Genomic DNA, 22,315 nt, shown 5'->3' on the forward strand with positions numbered 1-22,315 from the left:
CAGAGGTGCAGCAATAGGTCAGGATTCTCCAGGCACACCCTTGGAGGTGGAGTATTGGAAATGGAGTTCCTGTTCCGGGAAGACCAGACTATGGATGGCATGTGCCGCCATGGCAGCTTCGGAAAAACCACAGAGAATAAGCTTGAGCTTGTTCTTGTAGGTTGCGATATCACCAATGGCGAAGATCCCCTGTTGCCGGGTTTCGCAGGTGGTTGGATCAACCAGAATATGCCCACGCTCCAGCGTAAACCCCCAATCGGCAATCGGTCCAAGGTCAGTTGCCAGGCCATAAAAGGGGAGAAGGACATCGGTTTCCAGCGTCCGCTCGTTGCCTTCCAGATCCTTGACAATAACGGCATCGAGTTGACCGTTTTCCCCCGTGAGGCCATGGAGTTGATAGGGAACAATCATCTCGATCTCGCCGCTGTCTGCAAGCGCCCGCATGCGGGCAACTGATTCGGGGGCGGCCCGGAACTTGTCCCGACGGTGAACAACATAAACTTTTTTGGCAACCTGCGGCAGGGACATGGCCCAGTCGACAGCACTGTCTCCGCCTCCGGCGATGACAACCGATTTATCCCTGAAATCCTCACGGCGTTTGACCAGATAGAAAACCGATTTGCCTTCATAGCTCTCAAGATTGGCCAAAGGGGGGCGGTTGGGACCAAAAGCCCCGGCACCAGCAGCCAGGATAACGGCTTTGCTTGTGATGCTGTGGCCTTTGCTGGTGGTGACTTTCCAGCCCAGGTCAGCCGTGCGCTCCAGCGCTGTGACCTGCTGGTCAAGATGATAAACCGGGTCAAAGGGGGCGGCCTGCTGTTCGAGCTGTTCAATCAGTTCTGCCGCAGCGACGGAAGGAAAGCCGGGGATGTCGTAGATCGGCTTTTCCGGATAGAGCGCGGTGCATTGTCCTCCGGTCGCCTCCAGGGCATCGACAACATGGGTTCTCATGCCCAGCATACCACATTGGAAGACCGCAAAAAGACCGGTTGGTCCTGCACCGATGATGGTTACATCAGTCTGATGGTTCTTTTCACTCACGCAGTCTTTCCTTTTATTTTCCTTGTCCCTTGGGCAGAAGGCCAGCCGCTTTCAGATGAACTGGGTCTGGAATAGGGTCGAAATCCGGATCAATTTCGATTCTGCCCCAAGAGTCTATGCAGGAGCATTGTAATTAAGGACCTGGGTGTTTCAATAGCCGAAAAGCGGCAGAATTGTGCTTTTTGTCTTCAATGCCAGGCTTTTATCGGAAATAGTTTGTATTCTTTCCACCCGAAGAAGGGAGAACTGCGGGTGTTTTCTGGGGAGCAGTCTGTGTCAGAGGCGGTGGGTGCAGGGGATGGTTTGCCCCAAATCTGGCCCTGTCATGGACAATTCCCGGACAAAATACTGCCACAGTCACTCTCCACATTGCTTAATACGACAAGATACTTACTATTTGATTCGCTTGAGCGATATGACCGGGCGCCCCTGAGGGGATGCAGCCCCGCAACAAAATGAGGAATGGCATGGAAGGCAATATTGTTCTCGTGGATGACGACCGCAATATTTTGACATCGGTCTCTATCGCACTTGAGGCGGAAGGTTTTAAGGTACGGACCTATACCGATGGCTCGGAAGCTTTGCGCGGCATGTCTTCCAGCCCTGCCGATCTGGCTGTGCTGGATATCAAGATGCCCCGTATGGATGGCATGGAGCTTTTGCGTCGCATCCGTGAAGGCAATCCGATCCCGGTGATTTTTCTCACCTCAAAGGATGACGAGATTGACGAGGTACTGGGATTGCGAATGGGCGCGGATGATTACATTACCAAACCCTTTTCCCAGCGCCTGCTGGTAGAGCGTATCCGGGCCTTGCTGCGGCGGGAAAAAGCCAAGCAGGATGCGAGCGAAGGAAAAGAAGGCGACAAACCGATCCAACGCGGACATATGATGCTTGATGCATCCCGGCATCTCTGTACCTGGAAAGGCAAACATATCAACCTTACCGTGACCGAGTTTCTGATTTTGAAAGCCCTGGCGCAACGCCCGGGACACGTCAAAAACCGGGATCAGCTGATGGATGCGGCCTATGGTGATGCGGTGTATGTCGATGATCGCACGATAGATAGTCACATCAAGCGGTTGCGTAAAAAATTCAAGGAAAGCGATGACGATTTTGGACAGATCGAAACCCTGTATGGTGTCGGTTATCGCTACCGTGACTGAGCATTTTTTGTCACATCTCCAGACTTGCAAAGCCAACTGTTTGTGGCTCCATTCTGCAGTGGGAGAAACGGGTGAAATCTGACAGGATATTTCTGGAGAAGTTGCTCTTTATCCTGGCCATGTCTCTGGTGGTTTTTGGTTTGATACGGCTGTTTTCTCCAGTTGGAGAGCCTTTGCAAAATCAGGGAGTGTCAGTCGTGGGGGCTTCGTCATTGGCAGTGGCTCGGGGGCCCGAGTTGCCTGCCTATGATATTATCCTTTTTAATGATGCAGGGCAGGAGGGAGGCCTTCTTGACCGCTCACTGTCCGGTCTTCAGCAAGAAGCTCTCCGTTTAGGATTACATCAGAACGGTATTGAAACTGCCTGTGATCTGCAGGGAAAACGCCCTGACAAGGTACTCTGGGGGCAACTTGCAGGGCTGGAGCATCCCGATAGCCTGTCAGTCTATGTTGCGGAAAAACTGATTTATCTGGGAAATTATCTCGAGGCCTGGAAAATCCAGGCACAGGGCGGAACTGTGAACTGCTATGTCCTGGATGAGGCAACAACCCGGTTGTTGGCGGAACTGTAAAAAGTATAAATTTAAAAGGTGAACGTGTGATGGTCGGGGGCAGTGGTGGCAGATCAAAGCCATAAACAGCAGGTAGAGATTGCCCAGGCGGTAAAGAAACACCGCAAGGGGCGCAAGCGTGGCTGGCGATCTTCCCTGACACGGAAGATCCTGCTGATTAACTCACTTGTTCTGTTAATCCCGGTCGTCGGTTTGATGCACCTGGAACAATATCGTCTCAGCCTGATTGCCTCGGAACTGGATGCGCTCTCGATTCAGGGACGGGCCTTTTCGCTTAGTCTGGGGTCGACGGCGGTTGTCGCCAGCAAGGTCGGAGACGAAAAGCTGGTCCCCGAGCTGACTAGGAGTCTGATGCGGGGCATGCTGAACGATATTGGGGTGCGCGCCAGAATTTTTGCAACAAGCGGTGAGATGCTGGCGGACAGCCTTTATCTGGCGGGCGTTGGTGGCCCGGTGGAGATTGGCGAATTACCCCCCCCGGGCGGCATGAGTCTGGATGATAAGATCATCGAATATTATGAAAAAATCATCACCTGGTTACCTGGCCGAGATGACTGGCCGCTCTATCGTGAATCCCAAAGACAGAGCGCTGAGGATTACAAGGAAGTCCTGATAGCCATGAAAGGGGAGCCCGCAGGAATGGTCAGGGCAGATACCTCTGGGCGATTGGTCTTGTCCATGGCGGTGCCGATCCAGCGCTATCGACAGGTACTGGGAACGCTGATGCTGTCGAAAGATGCGCAGGTTGTGACTGAGGCTGTGCAGGCCAGAAGGCGGGATATTCTGGCTGTCTGCGGAATTGCACTGGGAGTTACTGTCATGTTGTCACTCTATCTGGCCGGAACGATCGGGCGTCCGTTACGTCGGCTGGCAGATGCGGCTGACTTTGTCCGGTATGGCAAGGGGCGGCAATACGAGATTCCGGATTTTACCCGTCGCCGGGATGAAATCGGAGATCTTTCCGGCGCTCTTCGTGCGATGACGGAGGCGCTCTGGGCCCGCATGGATGCCATCGAGGGATTTGCTGCGGATGTTGCTCATGAAATCAAAAACCCCCTGACGTCTCTCAGGTCTGCTGTCGAGACGGTGGCGCGGGTTTCAGACCCGGAGCAACAAAAGCGCCTTATGGCAATTATTCTGGATGATGTGCAGAGACTGGATCGTCTGATCAGCGATATTTCGGATGCTTCGCGCCTGGATGCCGAACTGTCACGGGCGAATATGGAAGATGTCGATGTGCGTAAGCTGCTGGAAACCCTGGTGGAAATACAGCGGGTTGGTCTGGATGGCAAAGAGGGGCCAACCTTTGAGTTGCGGCTGGATGAGGACGCGGATCTTTGTGTCCCGGGACTTGAAGGGCGCTTGGGGCAGGTTTTACGCAATCTGATGAGTAATGCTCAAACCTTTAGCCCAACAGACGGGAAAATCACCCTGATTGCCAGAAGAGAAGAGAACGAGGTGATGATCACGGTAGAAGATGAGGGTCCGGGGATTATTCCCGGGAAACTGGAAGCCATTTTCGACCGTTTTTATACCGAACGCCCCGAAGGGGAGAAGTTTGGTACCCATTCTGGTCTTGGCCTGAGTATCTCGAAGCAGATTATTGAAGCCCACAATGGTACAATAACAGCGGAAAACCGGGAGGGTGCAGGTGGCAAGATCCGTGGAGCCCGTTTTATCATTACCCTGCCAGTGGGATAGGATATGGCCCCTCAGCAGTTGATTCACGCAACCTGTCTGGCGTTTGAAGCGGTGGGTGATGTTGCCGGACAAAAGATCGGAGTCTTGTTGTGTGGCCCTTCGGGCAGCGGCAAATCAGATCTGGCGCTTCGGGCATTGCATGAAGGTTGTGCCATGCTGGTTTCAGATGACCAGACATCGCTGCTTGTCAGGGATGAGCAGCTACTCGCCAGTCCTCCGCTGACTATTGCCGGGCGCCTTGAAGTCCGGGGTCTCGGGCTGGTTTCTTTTCCTTTTTGCAAGGAAATCCCTGTTAAGCTTGTCGTGGATCTGGTCCCTCAGGGCGGAGTTGAGCGTCTGCCCGAACCGGCGTGGATCGATATTCTGGGTATTTCTCTGCCGAAGATGTCGCTCTATAGCTTTGAAGCTTCGGCCCTTGCCAAGCTGGTACTTGCCATGACCCGACCCGACAGTGATATAGATAGGTAACTATTTGTTCTTTTAGATGATTATCAAAACAGGATTCTCTGTCATGCCGGATAACAAGAGTGCGCAGACAAAAGATCCCCTTCGTGTTGTTCTGGTAACGGGGCTTTCAGGAGCGGGCCGTTCAACAGCAATGAAGGTTCTGGAAGATCACGGATTTGAAGCGATTGATAACCTGCCTCTGGATTTGCTGGATGTTGTGATCGGGGATAAACGCCGTCAGCGCCCGCTTGCTGTCGGCATTGATATCCGTTCCCGCAACTTTTCTGCCAGCCCGCTTTTGCAACATATCGAAAAACTGCACAGTGATACGGAACTGGATGTTTCTCTGGTTTTCCTTGATTGTTCGGTCGATGTGCTGGAACGCCGTTTCAAGGAAACCCGCCGACGTCATCCTCTTTCGGCGGACCGCCCCCTGAAAGATGGTATTCTGGCTGAACGCCGGCTGGTTGCACCGCTTCAGGCCCGGGCCAACTATGTGATTGACAGTTCGGACACCACCACAGCTGATTTCCGCCAAAATCTAACGGCCCTTCTGGGGCTGGAAGAAAGCGGAATCATGACCATCCAGGTGATGTCTTTTTCCTATCGTTTCGGGGTGCCCCGTGAAGCTGATCTGATGTTTGATGTCAGATTCCTGCGTAATCCTCACTATGACCCTGATTTGCGCCGGTTGACCGGGCGCGATAAGGCTGTTGCGGATTATGTTCGGGAAGATCCTGACTACACGGAATTTGCCGACAGCCTCAAGAAACTGCTCCTGCCGCTGTTGCCGCGGTATCAACAGGAAGGCAAAAACTATCTGACCATTGCCATTGGCTGTACCGGTGGCCGACATCGGTCCGTTGCGTTGACGGAGTGGCTGGGTCGACATCTGGGTAAGATATGGTCACAGGTTATTATTACCCATCGCGACATTGATCGTGAGCCTGACCGTTATCGCTGAGGCCTGACAAACAGAGAAAGCGCCGCAGCTTGGGGAGTTTTCCTTGAGCCGGGATGCGGTCTTATTGAGTTGACCCTAGGCTTTATCTTGTACGATGACCGGGAAAGCTGCTAGTTTTCCGAAATAAAGGGAAAGCGCCTGAGGAAAGGGAAGGCATGATAGGGATGGTTTTGGTTACTCATGGTAACCTGGCGATCGAATTCGTGGCGGCATTACAACATGTCGTGGGCGAACAGAGCCATATTGCGACGGTCTGTATCGGACCAGATGATGATATGGAGCAACGCCGCAAGGATATCCTCAGTTCGGTCAAGCAAGTGGATGATGGTCAGGGTGTTGTGATCCTGACGGACATGTTCGGGGGCACACCATCTAATCTGGCGATCTCGGTGATGGATCAGGCCAATGTTGAGGTGGTTGCCGGTGTGAACCTGCCACTGCTGATCAAGCTGGCCGGATTGCGTGAGTGTAAAAAAATGAAGGCCGCAGTTCTGGAAGCTCAGGAAGCGGGACGGAAATATATTCACGTCGCTTCAGAGCTTCTGGGAGACAAGGCCTAGGCCTCGGTTACCGGAAGGTAAAGCTGGATATTGCGGCGGGGGGACAAGAGTGCTGACGCGGAAAGTTACCATTCTCAATAAACGAGGGCTGCATGCCCGGGCTTCGGCCAAATTTGTCAAACTGGCAGAAAGCTTTGAGGCGGATGTTACGGTTCGTAAAGATGATACGGCTGTTTCCGGTTGCTCTATTATGGGGTTGATGATGCTGGCGGCTGCGCCGGGGTGTGAAATCGAATTGACGGCAGCGGGGCCTTCAGCCGAGAGCGCCATGGCAGCTTTGATCGAACTGGTGGCCAACAAGTTTGATGAGGATTAAATCCGACAGGATAACTGTCCGGCAATATCAGTTTGGGCGAAGCGTTTTTATAGAGGCAAGAAGTTAGGGAAGCGACGTGAAAGAGAATCAGGGCGAAAGGATTTTTGAAGGTCTCGCTGTTTCTCCAGGCGTGGTCATTGGGCCTGCCTACGTCAGTGAAGCCAGCGATATCCAGATCCAGGAATACAGGATTCCGACGGCAAAAATTCCGTCTGAACTGATCCGTTTTGCCGAGGCGGTAGAACGGGCGCTTGATCAGGTTTCCAAGCTGCAGGGCCAGGCCCTGGATTTCCATGGTACGGCAGCAGAAGAGCTCGGCTACCTGCTTGATGCCCATGTCCAGATGCTCAAAAGCAGCAGTTTGATCGGGGGAATCAAGGCCCGGATTCAGACAGGGCAGAAAAACGCTGAAGCTGCTGTGATGGCTGAGGTAGGGCAGATCGCCCGAAAATTCACCTCGATCAAGGATCCCTATCTGCGGACAAAAGCCCATGAAGTCCGGGAAGTGGGACACCGTATTGTCCGGAATCTGAGCAAGATAGAAACCGACTCTTATTCCGGTCTCAACGAAAATTCGGTGATTCTGGCTGAAGAAATTACCCCTGCCGATACTGCCATGATGGATCCAGCATGGATCGGGGGCTTTGCAACGGTGCTTGGTGGACCAGAAGGTCATACCGCGATTATGGCACGGTCTCTTGGTCTTCCTGCAGTCCTCGGGGTACCTGGACTTTTGGCCGGGATTGAAAGCGGCCAGACAATTATTGTTGATGGCACCAACGGTCTTGTTTTTGTTAATCCGACCGAGGCGCGGATCAAGGATTACAAACGCCGACAAAAGGATATCGAACGCGAAGTCCGCTCTCTTGCCCGCCTGCGCGATGTTCCTGCGGTTACGAAGGATGATCACCGGGTTGCTCTGCAGGCAAACGTGGAACTGCCAAGAGAGACCGGGCAGGCCGTAGCCAATGGTGCTGAAGGTGTCGGGCTGTTGCGTACTGAATTTCTGTTCATGAACCGGGACGAGCTGCCGACAGAGCAGGAACAGTATGAGGCACTTGCTGAAATCATTGATGGTATGTCGGGGCGTCCGGTGACGGTCCGCACCCTTGATGCAGGGGGGGAAAAGCTAGTTTCCGCTTTGGGAACTGCCCCAAGTGAATCGCTGAACCCGGCTCTGGGATTAAGGGCGATCCGGTTATCGTTAAAACACCGGGATCTGCTCGAGACGCAGTTGAGGGCTATCTTGCGCGCCAGTGCACATGGGCCCTTACGGATTTTGTTGCCGATGGTGACGCACCCGGGGGAGGTGCGTGAGGTTCGCCGCTGTATGATGGAAGTGGCCGAGGAGCTCAAACAGCGCGATATCAGGATTGCAGATCCTCTCCCCCCTCTCGGAATTATGATCGAAGTGCCAGGGGCTGCACTGCTTGCTGACGGACTGGCTAAAGTTGCCGATTTTTTTGCCATCGGCACCAATGATCTGACCATGTATACACTGGCGATTGACCGGGCAGAGGAACAGGTGGCGTACCTTTATAATCCCCTGCATCCCGCGGTTCTGAAGCTGATTTCCCTGACCGTGGAGGCGGCACGACGGGCGCATATTCCTGTATCGGTTTGTGGTGAGGTTGCTGGGGACGTTAATTTTGTGCCGCTGCTACTTGGGTTGGGGGTCCGCGATCTTTCCATGAGTTCCAATGCCTTGCCCCGTGTGAAGAACCGTATTTTACAACTGGATATGGCCGAAGCTGTTCGCCGCGCAGAAACCATCATGACCCAGCATGATCCGGGCCGTATCGCGATGCTTCTCCAGGATTACAACGAACGTTTCACCAGCTGATTGCCTAACCCTGTTGCCTAGATATCATCAGGTGTGAGGGGAATTCTCATGAAGACACCAAATTCTTCGGTGAAGTTGCAGCTGACCCGGGCATGAACGGCACCTTGTTTGTCGTAGAAGCGTGACCTTGGCGAAAGCGGTGTGATGGCTTCATGCCAGATTCCCGGATGAATACAAATTCCAGCACTGCCGTCACAATAAAAGGCGACCCAGTCTTCGGGTTGCATGTCATCTCCGGTTTTGGCCAGGGCTGTGACAAAGGGGCGGTTGTCCAGCGGATAAAACAGCTGGGCACCGTCGGGATGGTAATTGGCGTGCCAGATCAGGAGCTGGTCGCGTTTTGAGTCCGGATTGTTTCTCCTGGCCTTTGCCGGCAGCTCGGACCAGCCAAGAATATAACGGTCCTTGACGGCCATGTTTTCTCCGAGCAGGAAATCTCCTTCCCACCAGAACTCGAAAATACCTTCGAGATGCCCGGCTTCATCCCCGGTTCCCTCGTCTATGGAACGCCATCCCTGGGCCGGCCAACGAACAATTTCGACTGGGTGGGTCATGTAATCGGTGACAAGTGTACCAAATCCCTCGAGGCTTTCCGGGGTTGCTCTGACCAGGGGGATGTCGAACAGCGGTAACTCGCCCGGTACAGGCGGCGCCATGTAATCGAAGCCCTTTTTTCGATCTGGATATTTTGTCGCCATGTGATGGTACCTTTGTTTCCTGATGAAGCGTTTGGCCGTGATATTGCAGCTTGCAAAGGCAGGGGCGGACAATCAAATTAAATAATCTGTATTATAAATTTAAATTTTTTTAATCTCTGTGGTTTTTGGGGGTAAAATCGGCATGCGACACAGTCAGCTTCGGGCGTTTGATGCTGTGGCAAGGGAGGGCAGCTTTTCCCGCGCGGCCCAGCTTTTAAAACTGACCCCACCTGCGGTAACGATTCAGGTGCGCAGCCTTGAAGAAACCTATGGCTTGACCCTGTTTCACCGCAGTGGTGGACAGGCTTTGCTGACAGAAGACGGGCAGCAGCTGTTTAACAAGACCCGGCAGTTTTTTCTGGAGGAAGAGAAAATCCAGGAGCATCTTTCTGCCTCCTCTGCTCTGGAGAGGGGGCATTTAAAGATTGCAGCGGACGGCCCCCATGTTGCCTTGCCCCTGATCGCTGCCTTCCGGGAACGTTATCCAGGGGTGACACTTTCTGTCAGCCTTGGGAATGCCGAGTCCGTCCGGCAGGACATTCTCGCCCAAAGAGGTGATGTCGGCATCACGGCGAACTGTGCTGGAGACGACCGTCTGATTCTTGATAACCTGTCCCTTCAGTCGATGGTTGCTCTGGTTCCTGCCGAACATTCCCTCGCAAAAAGCAAGCGGATCGGGCTTGCTGAACTGATGGCCGAACAATTGATTTTGCGGGAACGTGGGTCCAATACGCGCAGAGTTCTGGATCTTGCTGTGAAACAACAGGGGCTTGCCTATGAAGAGATGCTTGAACTGGGCAGCCGGGAGGCCGTCCGCGAGGCTGTGGCGGTGGGGCTGGGGATCGGATTTCTTTTTGAACATGAGGTCTGGGGAGACAATCGAACCCATGCATTGCTCATTGATGAGTTACGTGACAGCAACAGGGATATGGTTATCTGTTTGAAAAGCCAGATCAAGCGGCGTTCGGTGGAAGCTTTTGTCTCGCTGGCCCGAGAAACAGCGGGAGCCAGTTAACCAGCGCAAGAGCCGCCCGAATAGGTGGCGGTGGCAAAACGGGTTGCCATTTACCCCCAAGGCTGTTATCTATTTTGCCAAATTACAACATAAAGAATTCTTTATGTAGAGATATTTTCTTTGATGAGAGTGATAGAATGACTGAATTTACGGATTACAAAGTTGCCGATATGTCCCTGGCTGACTGGGGTCGTAAGGAAATCGCCATTGCCGAAACCGAAATGCCGGGCCTGATGGCTCTGCGTGAAGAGTTCGGGGCGAGCAAGCCTTTGGCTGGTGCGCGCATCGCCGGTTGTCTGCACATGACCATTCAGACAGCTGTTCTGATCGAAACATTGACTGCGCTTGGTGCTGAAGTCCGCTGGTCTTCCTGTAATATCTTCTCGACTCAGGATCAGGCTGCTGCTGCGATCGCAGCTACCGGGGTTCCTGTCTTTGCTTGGAAAAAAGAAACCGAAGAAGAATTCATCTGGTGTATCGAGCAGACAATTGAAGGTCCAAACGGCTGGCGCCCCAACATGATTCTGGATGATGGCGGTGACTTGACTGTTATGATGCACGATCAGTATCCTGAGCTTCTGAAAGATGTCCGGGGCCTCTCCGAAGAAACAACAACGGGTGTGCACCGTCTTTACGAGATGGTGAAAAAAGGCACACTTGCTGTTCCTGCCATTAACGTGAACGATTCAGTTACCAAGTCAAAATTCGACAACCTCTATGGCTGCCGTGAGTCACTGGTTGACGGGATCAAACGTGCAACTGACGTGATGATTGCCGGAAAGATCGCTGTCGTTTGCGGTTTCGGTGATGTGGGTAAAGGTTCTGCTGCATCACTTCGTACACAGGGTGCCCGGGTTCTGGTAACAGAAATCGATCCGATCTGTGCCCTGCAGGCTGCGATGGAAGGCTATGAAGTCACCACGCTGGAAGATGCTGCTGCGCTGGGTGATATCTTTGTCACGACAACTGGTAACAAAGACATCATTACCATTGATCATATGCGGGCGATGAAAGACCGGGCGATTGTCTGCAACATCGGTCATTTTGATTCCGAAATCCAAATCGCTGCCCTTCGCAACCTGACATGGCACAACGTCAAGGATCAGGTGGACGAGGTTGAATTCCCGGATGGTAAACGTCTGATCGTTCTGGCTGAAGGACGTCTGGTTAACCTGGGCTGTGCAACAGGTCACCCGAGCTTCGTGATGTCTGCGTCTTTCACCAACCAGGTGCTGGCGCAGATCGAGTTGTGGAACAACGCTGCAGATTACGAGCGCAAGGTTTATGTCCTGCCGAAACACCTTGATGAAAAAGTTGCTGCACTGCATCTCGCCAAACTTGGTGTGAAGCTGACCAAGCTGAGTCAGGAGCAGGCAGAATACATCGGGGTTCCTGTTGAAGGACCTTTCAAGCCGGATCATTACCGCTATTAAGCTGGCAGATAATCGAACCGATCAGGGGGCGCAGATTATTCTGCGCCCCCTTGTTGTTTCAACGCCTTGTTCCATCTGAATAAAATCTTTACACTTGGTTAAGCTGTATCGGCTGTAGGCCGGACGGGTCTTCAAGGGAATGTTCTGCTGGCTGGGGGTGCCTGATGGTATATTCCTTCCGGATTTACTGAGGGGAACGCGGTGTCGTCATTTTCGGCTTATCTGCCGGGTCTGTTTTTTGCCTTTATGATCTTGATCGGGGCGACAGTTCTCGTCTTTGCCTATCGTTATCGCTGGATGATGGCGCAACAGAAGTTTCAGGAACTTCAGTCTCGGGCTGGTCTTGACCGCGCGGCACTTCTGGCTGCGCCATTGGGCTGCCTGACCTTTTCGCACAAGGACCAAAAACCCAGGGCGAGCGCGGGTTTGATCCGGGAGTTCGGTCTTGATCACGGCGAGATAGATTTTAACGCTGTCTCCATTCTGTTTCAGCGCGGTGGCACCAAGCCGAATGCCCTCATTGAAGCTGTTGAATCTCTGCGAGGAGCGGGGAAACCCTTTACCCTGACCTTGCCAGCCAAAGGCAGAACCTATCGTATTTCCGGTCAGCGGATCGAACCCTTTACCGGTCAGCCTGTCGCGGATGTGGTGTGGTTTTCGGACATCAGTGATCTGGAAAGACAGATTCAAACTGCTCGCGACAACTCACGGCATTCGGGCGATTTGCTTGACAATCTGCCTCTGCCGGTGTGGATGCGGGATGGCAACCTGTCCCTGACCTATTGCAACAAGTATTATGCAGCAATCGTTGAGGTTGACGCGGCGGAAGCGGTTAAAAAAAACCTGGAATTGCTTGATCGTTCCAAGGCAGGACAAGCACTTGACCTAGCCCGGCGAGCATTGGCGACAAAAGAGCTGGTTTCGCAAAGGCAACATGCGATCATTGGCGGGGAACGACGTCTGCTGGAGATTTGCGAGAAAGCATTAGATGATAATTCGCTGATCGGTTTTGCCCTGGATAAAACCGGACTTGAAGAGGCTGAAGGCGAATTGAGTCGCCACATCAATGCCCATGCCCAGGTGTTGGAAAATCTCGGCATTGCTATTTCTATCTACGGGCCGGACCAGCGGTTGAAGTTTTTCAACTCCGCTTATGCCACGCTTTTCAAACTCAATGATGAGTTCTTGCGGTCGGAACCGATGCTCAGCGAGGTTCTTGATAGTCTGCGGGAAAACCGCCGTCTTCCTGAATATGCCAACTTCCCCGAATTCAAGCAGCAACGCCTGCGGGAATATCGGACCATGATCGAACCGGTAGAGGAGCTGATGCATCTGACAGATGGAACAACGCTTCGTTCCGTCGCGACGGCTCACCCCTTTGGCGGTGTGTTGGAAACAGTTGAGGATGTGACCGACCGGCTTGCTCTGGAACGTTCCTATAACACCCTGACAGCTGTACAGCGCGAAACCCTGAACAAGCTTTATGAAGCTGTTGCGGTCTACGGTGCAGACGGACGATTGAAACTGTTTAATCCGACCTTTGCCCAGATCTGGAAGCAGCCGGAAGAGTTCCTCAAAACCGAACCGCATGTCCGCGATGTTGTGGCACGTGGACGAGAACTGTTTGATGTTAATGACGAGGAATGGGAAGCCCAGCAGGAGTTTATGGTTGCCCGGGTCTGTGAGCCGGAGGCGAGGAGCGGACGCAAGGTCCGGGCCGATGGTGTCGTGCTGGACTGGGCCCAGGTTCTGTTGCCTGATGGAGCTTCCTTGCTGACCTTTTTGGATGTGACGGATTCCTTTACCGTCGAGCGCGCATTGTTGGAAAAGAATGAGGCACTGGAAACCGCTGATCGTCTCAAGACCGAATTTATCGCCAATGTATCCTATGAACTGCGTACACCCTTGAATGCGATTGTTGGTTTTGCCGAGATACTGGAAAACCAGTTCTTTGGTGAACTGAATGAACGGCAGAAGGAATACAGTCAGGCTATCGTGGAATCGTCGCATCGCCTGATGGCACTGATCAACGATATTCTTGATCTGGCGACAATCGAAGCCGGATATCTTTATCTTGATCTGGCCGAGGTCAAGGTCGACCAGATGTTGCAACATCTGCACACAATCGGACATGAACGTGCCCGCCACCGCAATGTCGAGATAGATATTGATTGCAGCGATGACATCGGTTCGGTTCTTGTTGACGAACGCCGCTTGACCCAGGCGCTCTTTAATCTGCTCATCAATGCCGTGAAATTCTCGCCCGAAGGCGCAACAGTCACCATTACGGCCCGAAAGGATACGGAATTGCGTCTGTCGGTTTCAGACAGCGGCGTGGGGATTGGCCGGGCAGATCATAAAAGGGTTTTCGACCGCTTTGAACGAGGTGAGGGGCATGCCAAACAGGCCGGGGCCGGCCTTGGACTGTCTTTGGTGAAAAGTCTGGTTGAACTGCATGGAGGATGGGTTGAGCTGGAGTCCGAGATTAACGAAGGGACCACGGTCATCTGTCATATCCCGTTGCTTGATGACAAGGATGTAAAGAAAAAAAGTATCAAGCCACCAGAGCAGGAAATCACCTCGGGAAATATCCGTAGTATCACCAGTGCGCTGGATAAATTTGCTGCAGATGAACCGCCTGTAAATGAGCAATAACAGCGGTCAAAATTTTCCGGAATTATTATGGGGATGTAAGGTGGCAGGAGATCAGGAAATCGGACAGGTACTCTGTCAGGATGAACAGGCAACCCAGGCTTTTGCAGCGCGACTGGCCCCCTTGCTCAGGGGGGGAGATGTTTTGGCGCTTGATGGTGATCTCGGAGCGGGAAAGACGGCATTTTCACGGGCTCTGATCAATGCTTTTCCAGCCAGCGCAGGCCAGGATGAAGTCGAAGAAGTTCCCAGTCCAACCTTCACGCTGGTTCAGGTATATGACCGGGAGGAGGCACAGATCTGGCATCTTGACCTCTATCGACTGGAGGAACCGGAAGAAGCTTTCGAACTGGGCATTGAAGAAGCTTTTGCCGAGGCAATCTGCCTGATTGAATGGCCTGAAAAACTTGGACGATTCATGCCGCGAAACCGTTTGATGGTAAAGCTGAGTTACGGGCAAGGGGAAACCAGCCGAAAAATATCCCTCCATGGTGAGGCAGGCTGGTTATCGCGTCTGTCCCCGCTTTTTGCAGAAGATGGTGCGCAGTAAATGACGCAGATGCAGGTTCCCCAGGACAAAGACCGGAGGATCAAGACGGCAATGGTATTGGCCGCCGGATTAGGCGTGCGTATGCGCCCGATTACGGACAGATTGCCCAAACCTCTGGTTCCGGTTCTGGGCACACCGATGCTGGAGACAATTATTGCCCGGTTAAAGGCTGCAGAGGTCGCATCGATTGTGGTCAATGCCTTTTATCTCAAAGAACAGATCCGGGATTTTATCGGGGCGAAAAATGACCCCGGCCTGTCTCTTTCGGAAGAGGATGTCCTGCTTGAAACCGGTGGGGGGGTTGCCCTGGCTTTACCAAGACTGGGACAAAAGCCATTTATCGTCGTTAACGGCGATGTTTGCTGGCTTGAGGGAGCTGAGCCTGCTTTTGAACGGCTGATGGCAGCCTGGAATCCTGAAATTATGGATGCCCTGCTGCTGTTGCATCCGACCTGTCGAGCTGTTGGGTACGAAGGAAGTGGTGACTTCTCTATGGAGCCCTCTGGTCGGCTGGTCCGCCGACAAGAGTTACAGCAGGCTCCTTTTGTTTTTGCGGGTATCCAGATTTTACATCCAAAGCTGTTTGACAAGGTTCCTGCTGGAGCCTTTTCCTTGAATCTGATTTATGACAGGGCGCTGGAAAATGATCGTCTGTACGGGTTGCGCCATGAAGGTGAATGGTTCCATGTCGGAACCCCCGAAGGCCTGGTCGAGGTAGAAGAGAGACTGAAAGACAGAAGCAACCCCTCTGACTTCTTCTAGGAAGTAAACATGATGGCCGGGCAAATCTTTACCATTCCTTCGAATGTATCCTTTGTCGATGCTTTGGCCGAAGGTGTCCTTGAACGCTGGGGTCATGACCCTCTTGAACTGTCCCGGGTGATGATCCTGCTGCCGACACGCAGGGCCTGCCGCAGCCTTCAGCTGGCTTTCTTGAGAGCATCGCAGGGGCGGGCCCTGATCCTGCCCCGGCTACTGCCTCTGGGGGATCTTGATCCGGATGAATTGTTGATCTCGGCGACAGATGTTGGGGTCGGGGGTGAATTGGCAGCCGATCTGCCGCCGGAACTGCCTAAATTGAAACGGCAGCTGTTGCTGAGCCAGCTGGTGTTGAAGTGGTCGGAAAGCCAGGCTAACCAGCAAGATAACAGCCGGATGCCGGAAGACCAGGCCGTGCGTCTGGCGGGGGAGCTGGGACGCTTTCTGGATCAGGTTGAAACGGAAGGGCTGAATTTCAGTCATCTGGCAACGCTGGTGCCTGCGGAGTATGCTGAGCACTGGAAGGTTACTCTGGAGTTTCTGGAGATTTTGACCCGGGTCTGGCCTGCAGTTGAAGCTGCAACCGGAGGAATCGGTTCTGCGGAGCGGCGACGGCGTTTGCTTGAGGCACAGGTTGCCCATTGGCAGTCCTCCCCACCAGACCACCCGGTTATTGTTGCTGGCTCGACCGGCTCTATTCCGGCGGCGGCTGATTTGATTGCGGTTGTCGCGGGCCTGCCCCAGGGACAGGTTATCCTGCCGGGTATTGATCTGCAGGCCGATGACAAGGTGTGGAGCGAGGTCTTGCGAGACAGTTCTCATCCACAGCATGGCCTGTCGGTTCTTCTCTCCAGGCTTGCTGTTGAGCGTAGCTCAATTGGCTGTTGGTCAGATGAGAGCACGGGACGGGCAGATGATGCCCGTGTTGCCTTTATCCAGACAGCCATGCGGCCTGCCCAGTCGACAACGGAATGGCAGGGTTATATCGAGCGTACGGACGAGAAGACTTTTGAGGTGGCTCTGGCAGGTGTGACGCGTCTGGATTGTCCCGGGTCTGGCGAAGAAGCTCTGGCCATTGCCCTGATCCTGCGATCGGTTCTGGAAGACCCATCAAAAACGGCAGCGCTTGTGACACCCGATCGAAATCTGGCCCGCCGGGTTGCGGCCGAAATGGGGCGCTGGGGAATTCGGATTGATGATTCTGCGGGCGCACCTTTGCCTGAAGCCCCTCCGGCAGTCTTCCTGCGCCTTACAGCTGAGATGATGGTTTCCAGACTTGCCCCGATTGAACTTCTGGCAGCCTTAAAACATCCCCTTTGCAGCGGGGGGATGGAGCCCGGCGTGTTTAACCGTATTCTCCGTCGGCTGGAAATGGCGGTATTGCGTGGTGTCCGCCCAACGCCTGGTTTTTCCGGCTTGTTAAAGGCGCTCAAGGCAGACGAGGATCGGTATCCTGATGAAGAACTCAGGTTGTTTGTGGAGAAGCTGGCCGGGATTGCGAAAGATTTTTCCCAAAAACTTTCGGAAAACCCGGGGACTGAGGGAGGATCGTTCCGTGCATTGATCGATGCTCATGTTGCCTTTGCTGAACAGCTTTCTGCTACGGATAATCAGAGCGGTGCGGAACGTCTTTGGGCAGGGGATGAAGGGACAGCGACGGCTGAATTTATTGCCGAATTGCGTGAAGCGGCGGGGGATGCCCCGGAAGTCTCTGCCCATCGCTATCCGGAAATGATCGCGGCACTGATGGTTGGTCGTGCGGTGCGGGCACCTTTCGGGGCGCATCCGCGTCTGAGTATTCTCGGGGCGATCGAAGCCCGCTTGCAGCATGCCGATGTGGTCATTCTTGGTGGATTGAACGAAGGCAGCTGGCCTGCCGAAACCAAATCCGGCCCCTGGATGAGCCGCCCCATGCGCCGGGATTTTGGTTTGCCGCAACCCGAACAGCAAATTGGTCTTTCGGCGCAGGATTTTGTCCAGGCCTTTTGTGCGCCACGGGTGTTTCTTACCCGTTCGGAAAAGGTAGAAGGAGCCCCGACGGTTCCCTCGCGGTGGCTTTTGCGTATGGAAGCGCTCTTGGAAGGTCGGGGCCTGAAAGGTCTTCTGGAGCGCGAAGCCGCCCAATGGCGTCATTGGGCGGAGACACTGGATTTGCCGGAAGAGCGGATTGCAATTGGTCCACCTGCGCCGCGTCCTCCGGTAAGTGCCCGTCCTCGAGAGCTTTCAGTCACCAGGATCGAAACATGGATGCGGGACCCCTACGCACTTTATGCCCAGAAGATTTTGAAACTGCGCAAACTGGACCCGATTGATGCGGATCCATCGGGGGCGGACAAGGGCAGTCTGATTCACAAGGCACTGGAACTGTTTCTCAAACAATATCCTGATGCCTGGCCCGATGATGCCGAAGCACGACTTTTACACATTGGCGAACAGGTTTTTTCTTCTGTGCGTGATCGACCGGGAATCTGGGCGTTCTGGTGGCCCCGGTTCCAGCGCATTGCCAAATGGTTTGTCGAGCAGGAGAGTGCCCGCCGGAAAGAGGTTTCCCGGTCTCATGTGGAGGTAACGGGACGCTTGACCTTACAGGCGCCAGCCGGAGATTTTGTCCTGACTGCCAAGGCAGACAGGATTGATGAACTGGCCAGGGGCGGACTGGCTATTCTCGATTACAAAACCGGAACGGTTCCCAGCAGCAAGAATGTCTTTCAGGGGCTGTCGCCGCAATTGCCGCTGGAGGCAGCGATTGCGGCAGAAGGAGGATTCGGACACTTTTCGGATGCCGTAACGGAACTGCTCTATTGGCGTTTGACCGGTGGGGAGCCTGCAGGAGAAGAAAAGAAAGCACTGGGACAACGCAGCAGTGGCGAGAGCATTGCTGAAGCGGCAACAGTGGCACTGGAGGGGTTGCTGGATCTGATTACCGAATTTGATCACGAAGAAACGCCTTATGCAGCGAGGCCGCGACCGAAGCAGGCGCTGATCTATAATGATTATGAGCATCTCGCCCGGGTCAAGGAATGGGCCAGTAGCAGCGAGGGCGAAGCATGAGTATCGAGCAGAAAACTTCCCCTGCAGGAATAGAGGAAATCCTTGATAAAGCGACAGGAGAACAGAGGCAGGCCGCAGACCCGACGGCGTCAGTTTGGGTGGGAGCCTCTGCCGGGGCGGGTAAAACCAAGGTTCTGACGGATCGAATTCTTAACCTGTTGTTGAGTGGCTCTGAACCGGGAAAAATTCTGGCCCTGACCTTTACCAAAGCGGCTGCGGCAGAAATGGCCAACCGCCTGTCAGGGAAGCTGGCGCAGTGGTCAACCATTGCAGACGAGGCCTTGTTGCGGGAGCTGTCGAGCTTGTTGGGGCGCCTGCCGAGTGAAGCCGAAGCGATTACAGCACGTCGGCTTTTTGCCCGGGTGCTTGATACACCAGGTGGCATGAAAATTCAGACCATTCATGCCTTTTGTCAGTCCCTTCTGGGACGGTTTCCACTTGAGGCCGGGGTTGCCCCCAATTTTCAAATTCTTGATGATCGCTCTGCTGCAGAACTGTTGACCAGAGCGCGGGAAGATGTTCTCTCGGGGCGGGGGGGAGTGAGCGAGGAAGAGGTCACGCAAGCTCTTTCCTGCCTGACAGCCTATACCCAGGAACAGTCCTTTGGTCCGTTGGTCCAGGAGATTATCCGTGAGCGCGGGCGCATTTCCATATTGCTGCAGAAATACGGGAATCTGTCCGGATTGAAGCAGGCAGTTCACAAAGTCCTTGATGCCCCCGAAGATGTCGGGGTTGAAGAGCTTTTACTGGATGCCTGCAGTGATCGTCTGGTTAATGTGATTGTGCTTGGACAGGCGGCGGATGCCCTTTTGCAGGGGGCAAAATCTGATCAGGAACGGGGCCGGGTTCTCAAAAGCTGGCTTGAGGCAGACCCACAGGTGCGTCGTCAGCGTTATACTGATTATACGGGTGTCTTTTTTACCCAGGCGGGAGAGCCGCGCAGCCGTCTGGCGACCAAAGGCGCGCTTGCTGTATTGCCAGATCTTCCAGACATCCTTATGGGCGAGATCGAGCGTCTGATCCGGGTCAATATCAAATGCAATGCGATCGCGGTTGCCGAAGCGACAATAGCATTGCTGTTGATGGGGGTATCGATCCTCAAACGTTACGAACGCTATAAGGAAGCTCGGGCTTTTCTGGATTATGATGATCTGATTCTCAAGGCTCGGGACCTGTTGCGGGGAGAACGTGCCGTTGCCTGGGTGCTTTTCAAACTGGATGGTGGTCTGGATCATGTACTGATTGATGAAGCCCAGGACACCAATCCGGAACAGTGGGATGTGGTCGGGGCGCTTTGCGAGGAATTTTTCACCGGGGAGGGGGCGCGAGACGTCGTTCGGACAATCTTTGCCGTTGGTGACGTCAAACAGTCGATCTACAGCTTCCAGCGGGCTGATCCGGCAAAGTTTGAGGAAATGCGCCGCTATTTCCAGCAAAAGGCGGTTGCAGCCGAGCAGAAGCTGGCGCGGATCAGTCTTGATGTTTCCTTCCGCTCAACCCCTGCCGTTCTCGGGGTTGTCGATCAGGTCTTTGCCTCGGCAGTCGCGGCGGATGGTGTCTCGTTTGAATCCGTGCCTTTAAATCATCAGCCAGTCCGGCTGGGACAGGCAGGGCGGGTTGAACTCTGGCCCCTGATTGCCAGTGAAGCAGCCGGGGAAGAAACACCCTGGACCCTGCCGTTGGCTCAGGAAGCCGAAATGGAATCCCGCGCTCGTCTGGCGATGGTGTTGGCTCGCCGGATTCACTACTGGACCCGGTCCGAGGCCGGAGCGACTGATCCGCTCTGCCAGTTACCAGCCAAGGGACGGCGTATACGGCCTGGTGATGTTCTGATTCTGGTTCGGCGACGCAATGCTTTTGTCGAAGAACTGGTCCGTGAGTTGAAAGTTCTTTCGGTTCCGGTGTCCGGGGTCGATAGAATGGTATTGACCGACCAGATGGCGGTGATGGATCTGATTGCGTTGGGGCGTTTTCTCCTGCTGCCGGATGACGACCTGACCCTGGCGACTGTTTTGAAAGGGCCGATGCTGGGGTTGCGGGAAGAACAGCTTTTTGCCCTGGCACACAATCGTAAAGGTACCCTTTGGTCGGTGTTGCGTGATCGGGCGCGACAGGATGCTGATTGCGCCAGAGCGGCAGGTTTCCTCAATGGTCTTCTTGCCCGTGCTGATTATACACCACCCTTTGAGCTGATCTCGCACATTCTGGGGCCGCTTGGCGGGCGGAAGAAACTGCTGGCCCGGCTGGGACCGGATGCCCGCGATCCCATAGAGGAATTTCTGTCTCTTGCGCTGGTTTACGAACGGGAGGAAACACCTTCCCTGGAAGGTTTTTTACACTGGCTTGAAGCCGGCGAGCAGGAAATCAAGCGAGATCTTGAACAAGGCGGTGATGCGGTGCGGATCATGACCGTTCATGGTTCCAAGGGGCTGCAGGCACCGCTGGTGATCTTGCCGGATACAACACAGATCCCGCAGGCGGATCGCGGGGTTCTCTGGCTCAGGGAACAGGACAACATTCCGGTCTGGTCGCCCCGGGCCGCCTTGCAGACCCCGGTTATCTCAACGGCGCGTGAAGCCTTGCGCAAAGAAGGGCTCCGTGAATATCGTCGATTGCTTTATGTTGCATTGACCCGGGCAGAAGATCGTCTGGTGATCTGTGGCTGGTGTGGACAGAGAGAGCCTTCGGAAGACAGTTGGTATGCCCTGGCAAAAGCCGCGCTTTCCGAGACAGCAGAAGAAGAAAATTTTGCTTTCCCCGAAGATCCGACAGGCCCTTGGGACGCGCGGGGCTGGCTGGTCGAGAATCCCCAGACGGCGGAAGTGAAAAGAACATCGGGGGAGCGCGCGGAAGAAACTGCTCTGCAGGCACTGCCTCAGTGGGCCTTTTCTGTTCCTGAGCAGGAACCGGTTCCACCAAAGCCTTTGGCACCTTCGCGCCGCAAGGATGATGAACCTCCGGTACGATCTCCTCTGGGGGACGGAGATGACAGCCGCTTCAGGCGTGGATTGCTGATCCACCGATTGCTGCAAACCTTGCCGGAACTGGAACCAGATAAATGGGCGGAGTCGGCCCGACGCTTCCTTTCTTCGCCGCTTCATGAATTGTCAGAAGTCCAGATTACCCGGTTACAGGAAGAGACCCTTTCGGTTCTTGGGCACCCCGAATATCAGGCGTTGTTTGGCCCGGACAGCCGGGCCGAAGTCCCGGTGGTCGGCCTGGTTCGACGGGACGGAGATGTCGAGGTAATCTCGGGACAGGTGGATCGTCTGGTTATAACCGAGAAAAAAGTAATAATTATTGACTATAAAACCAACCGACCACCACCCCTTTCAGTAGAGAAGGTTCATCGGGCCTATTTGCGGCAGATGGCTGCTTACCGGATGATTTTGCAGCAGATTTACCCGGATCACGAGATCGAGGTGCATTTGCTCTGGACCGATGATGCCAGGTTGATGCTGTTACCTGACAGCATTCTTGCACAACATGCACCTTGACGTTGGGGGACCTGCATCCCTACATTCATGCTGACGTTGTGAGCCGGGCT

General features: G+C 54.1%; 17 protein-coding genes. 15 read left to right on the plus strand and 2 right to left on the minus strand.

Annotated features, from left to right (window positions below; translation table 11 throughout):
* Positions 1-18 precede the first annotated feature (18 nt).
* Positions 19-1,041 (minus strand): NAD(P)/FAD-dependent oxidoreductase, encoded by a 1,023-nt coding sequence (locus O4H49_RS11260; protein WP_269423522.1) that lies wholly within the window; start codon positions 1,039-1,041, stop codon positions 19-21.
* Positions 1,042-1,508: 467 nt separating this feature from the next.
* On the opposite strand from O4H49_RS11260, the gene O4H49_RS11265 reads away from it, so the two are divergent.
* The 8 genes from O4H49_RS11265 to ptsP all read left to right on the plus strand — a co-directional run bounded on the left by O4H49_RS11265 (position 1,509) and on the right by ptsP (position 8,610).
* The gene (locus O4H49_RS11265) at positions 1,509-2,207 is read left to right on the plus strand and encodes a response regulator transcription factor (RefSeq protein ID WP_020590626.1); all 699 of its coding nucleotides are present in this window, start codon (positions 1,509-1,511) and stop codon (positions 2,205-2,207) included.
* 71 nt (positions 2,208-2,278) lie between these two features.
* A complete protein-coding gene (locus O4H49_RS11270) occupies positions 2,279-2,779 on the plus strand; it encodes a hypothetical protein (RefSeq protein ID WP_269423523.1) in 501 nt (166 codons plus the stop codon).
* Between the two features lie 45 nt (positions 2,780-2,824).
* Positions 2,825-4,480: a stimulus-sensing domain-containing protein gene (locus tag O4H49_RS11275; protein ID WP_269423524.1), complete on the plus strand. Its 1,656-nt coding sequence runs from the start codon at positions 2,825-2,827 to the stop codon at positions 4,478-4,480.
* Positions 4,481-4,483: 3 nt separating this feature from the next.
* Positions 4,484-4,948: an HPr kinase/phosphorylase gene (locus O4H49_RS11280; protein ID WP_269423525.1), complete on the plus strand. Its 465-nt coding sequence runs from the start codon at positions 4,484-4,486 to the stop codon at positions 4,946-4,948.
* Between the two features lie 43 nt (positions 4,949-4,991).
* On the plus strand, positions 4,992-5,891 hold the full coding sequence (gene rapZ / locus O4H49_RS11285; RefSeq protein WP_269423526.1) for an RNase adapter RapZ: 900 nt from the start codon (positions 4,992-4,994) through the stop codon (positions 5,889-5,891).
* 155 nt (positions 5,892-6,046) lie between these two features.
* A complete protein-coding gene (locus O4H49_RS11290; RefSeq protein WP_026261189.1) occupies positions 6,047-6,451 on the plus strand; it encodes a PTS sugar transporter subunit IIA in 405 nt (134 codons plus the stop codon).
* Positions 6,452-6,500: 49 nt separating this feature from the next.
* Positions 6,501-6,767 carry an HPr family phosphocarrier protein gene (locus O4H49_RS11295; protein ID WP_269423527.1) on the plus strand — a complete coding sequence of 89 codons (267 nt, stop codon included), beginning with the start codon at positions 6,501-6,503 and terminating at the stop codon, positions 6,765-6,767.
* A gap of 76 nt (positions 6,768-6,843) precedes the next feature.
* Positions 6,844-8,610 carry a phosphoenolpyruvate--protein phosphotransferase gene (gene ptsP / locus O4H49_RS11300; RefSeq protein ID WP_269423528.1) on the plus strand — a complete coding sequence of 589 codons (1,767 nt, stop codon included), beginning with the start codon at positions 6,844-6,846 and terminating at the stop codon, positions 8,608-8,610.
* Between the two features lie 17 nt (positions 8,611-8,627).
* Here the strand turns inward: ptsP and O4H49_RS11305 are convergent, their stop codons facing one another.
* The gene (locus O4H49_RS11305) at positions 8,628-9,308 is read right to left on the minus strand and encodes an ureidoglycolate lyase (RefSeq protein ID WP_269423529.1); all 681 of its coding nucleotides are present in this window, start codon (positions 9,306-9,308) and stop codon (positions 8,628-8,630) included.
* 142 nt (positions 9,309-9,450) lie between these two features.
* Between O4H49_RS11305 and O4H49_RS11310 the strand changes: the two genes are divergently transcribed.
* The 7 genes from O4H49_RS11310 to addA all read left to right on the plus strand — a co-directional run bounded on the left by O4H49_RS11310 (position 9,451) and on the right by addA (position 22,265).
* Positions 9,451-10,323 (plus strand): LysR substrate-binding domain-containing protein, encoded by an 873-nt coding sequence (locus O4H49_RS11310; protein WP_269423530.1) that lies wholly within the window; start codon positions 9,451-9,453, stop codon positions 10,321-10,323.
* Between the two features lie 137 nt (positions 10,324-10,460).
* Positions 10,461-11,756, plus strand: coding sequence for an adenosylhomocysteinase (gene ahcY, locus O4H49_RS11315; protein WP_269423531.1), 1,296 nt, complete (start codon positions 10,461-10,463; stop codon positions 11,754-11,756).
* Positions 11,757-11,957: 201 nt separating this feature from the next.
* The gene (locus O4H49_RS11320) at positions 11,958-14,411 is read left to right on the plus strand and encodes a PAS domain-containing sensor histidine kinase (RefSeq protein ID WP_269423532.1); all 2,454 of its coding nucleotides are present in this window, start codon (positions 11,958-11,960) and stop codon (positions 14,409-14,411) included.
* Positions 14,412-14,451: 40 nt separating this feature from the next.
* A complete protein-coding gene (gene tsaE, locus O4H49_RS11325) occupies positions 14,452-14,958 on the plus strand; it encodes a tRNA (adenosine(37)-N6)-threonylcarbamoyltransferase complex ATPase subunit type 1 TsaE (RefSeq protein WP_269423533.1) in 507 nt (168 codons plus the stop codon).
* Positions 14,959-15,720, plus strand: a complete 762-nt coding sequence (locus O4H49_RS11330) for a nucleotidyltransferase family protein (RefSeq protein WP_269423534.1) — start codon at positions 14,959-14,961, stop codon at positions 15,718-15,720.
* Between the two features lie 9 nt (positions 15,721-15,729).
* Positions 15,730-18,768, plus strand: coding sequence for a double-strand break repair protein AddB (addB, locus tag O4H49_RS11335; protein ID WP_331283759.1), 3,039 nt, complete (start codon positions 15,730-15,732; stop codon positions 18,766-18,768).
* On the plus strand, positions 18,765-22,265 hold the full coding sequence (addA, locus tag O4H49_RS11340; RefSeq protein ID WP_269423535.1) for a double-strand break repair helicase AddA: 3,501 nt from the start codon (positions 18,765-18,767) through the stop codon (positions 22,263-22,265). The genes addB and addA overlap by 4 nt, the downstream gene beginning before the upstream one ends.
* Positions 22,266-22,315 lie beyond the last annotated feature (50 nt).

Source organism: Kiloniella laminariae (genome assembly GCF_027214005.1).
Classification (GTDB): Bacteria; Pseudomonadota; Alphaproteobacteria; order Kiloniellales; family Kiloniellaceae; genus Kiloniella; species Kiloniella laminariae_A.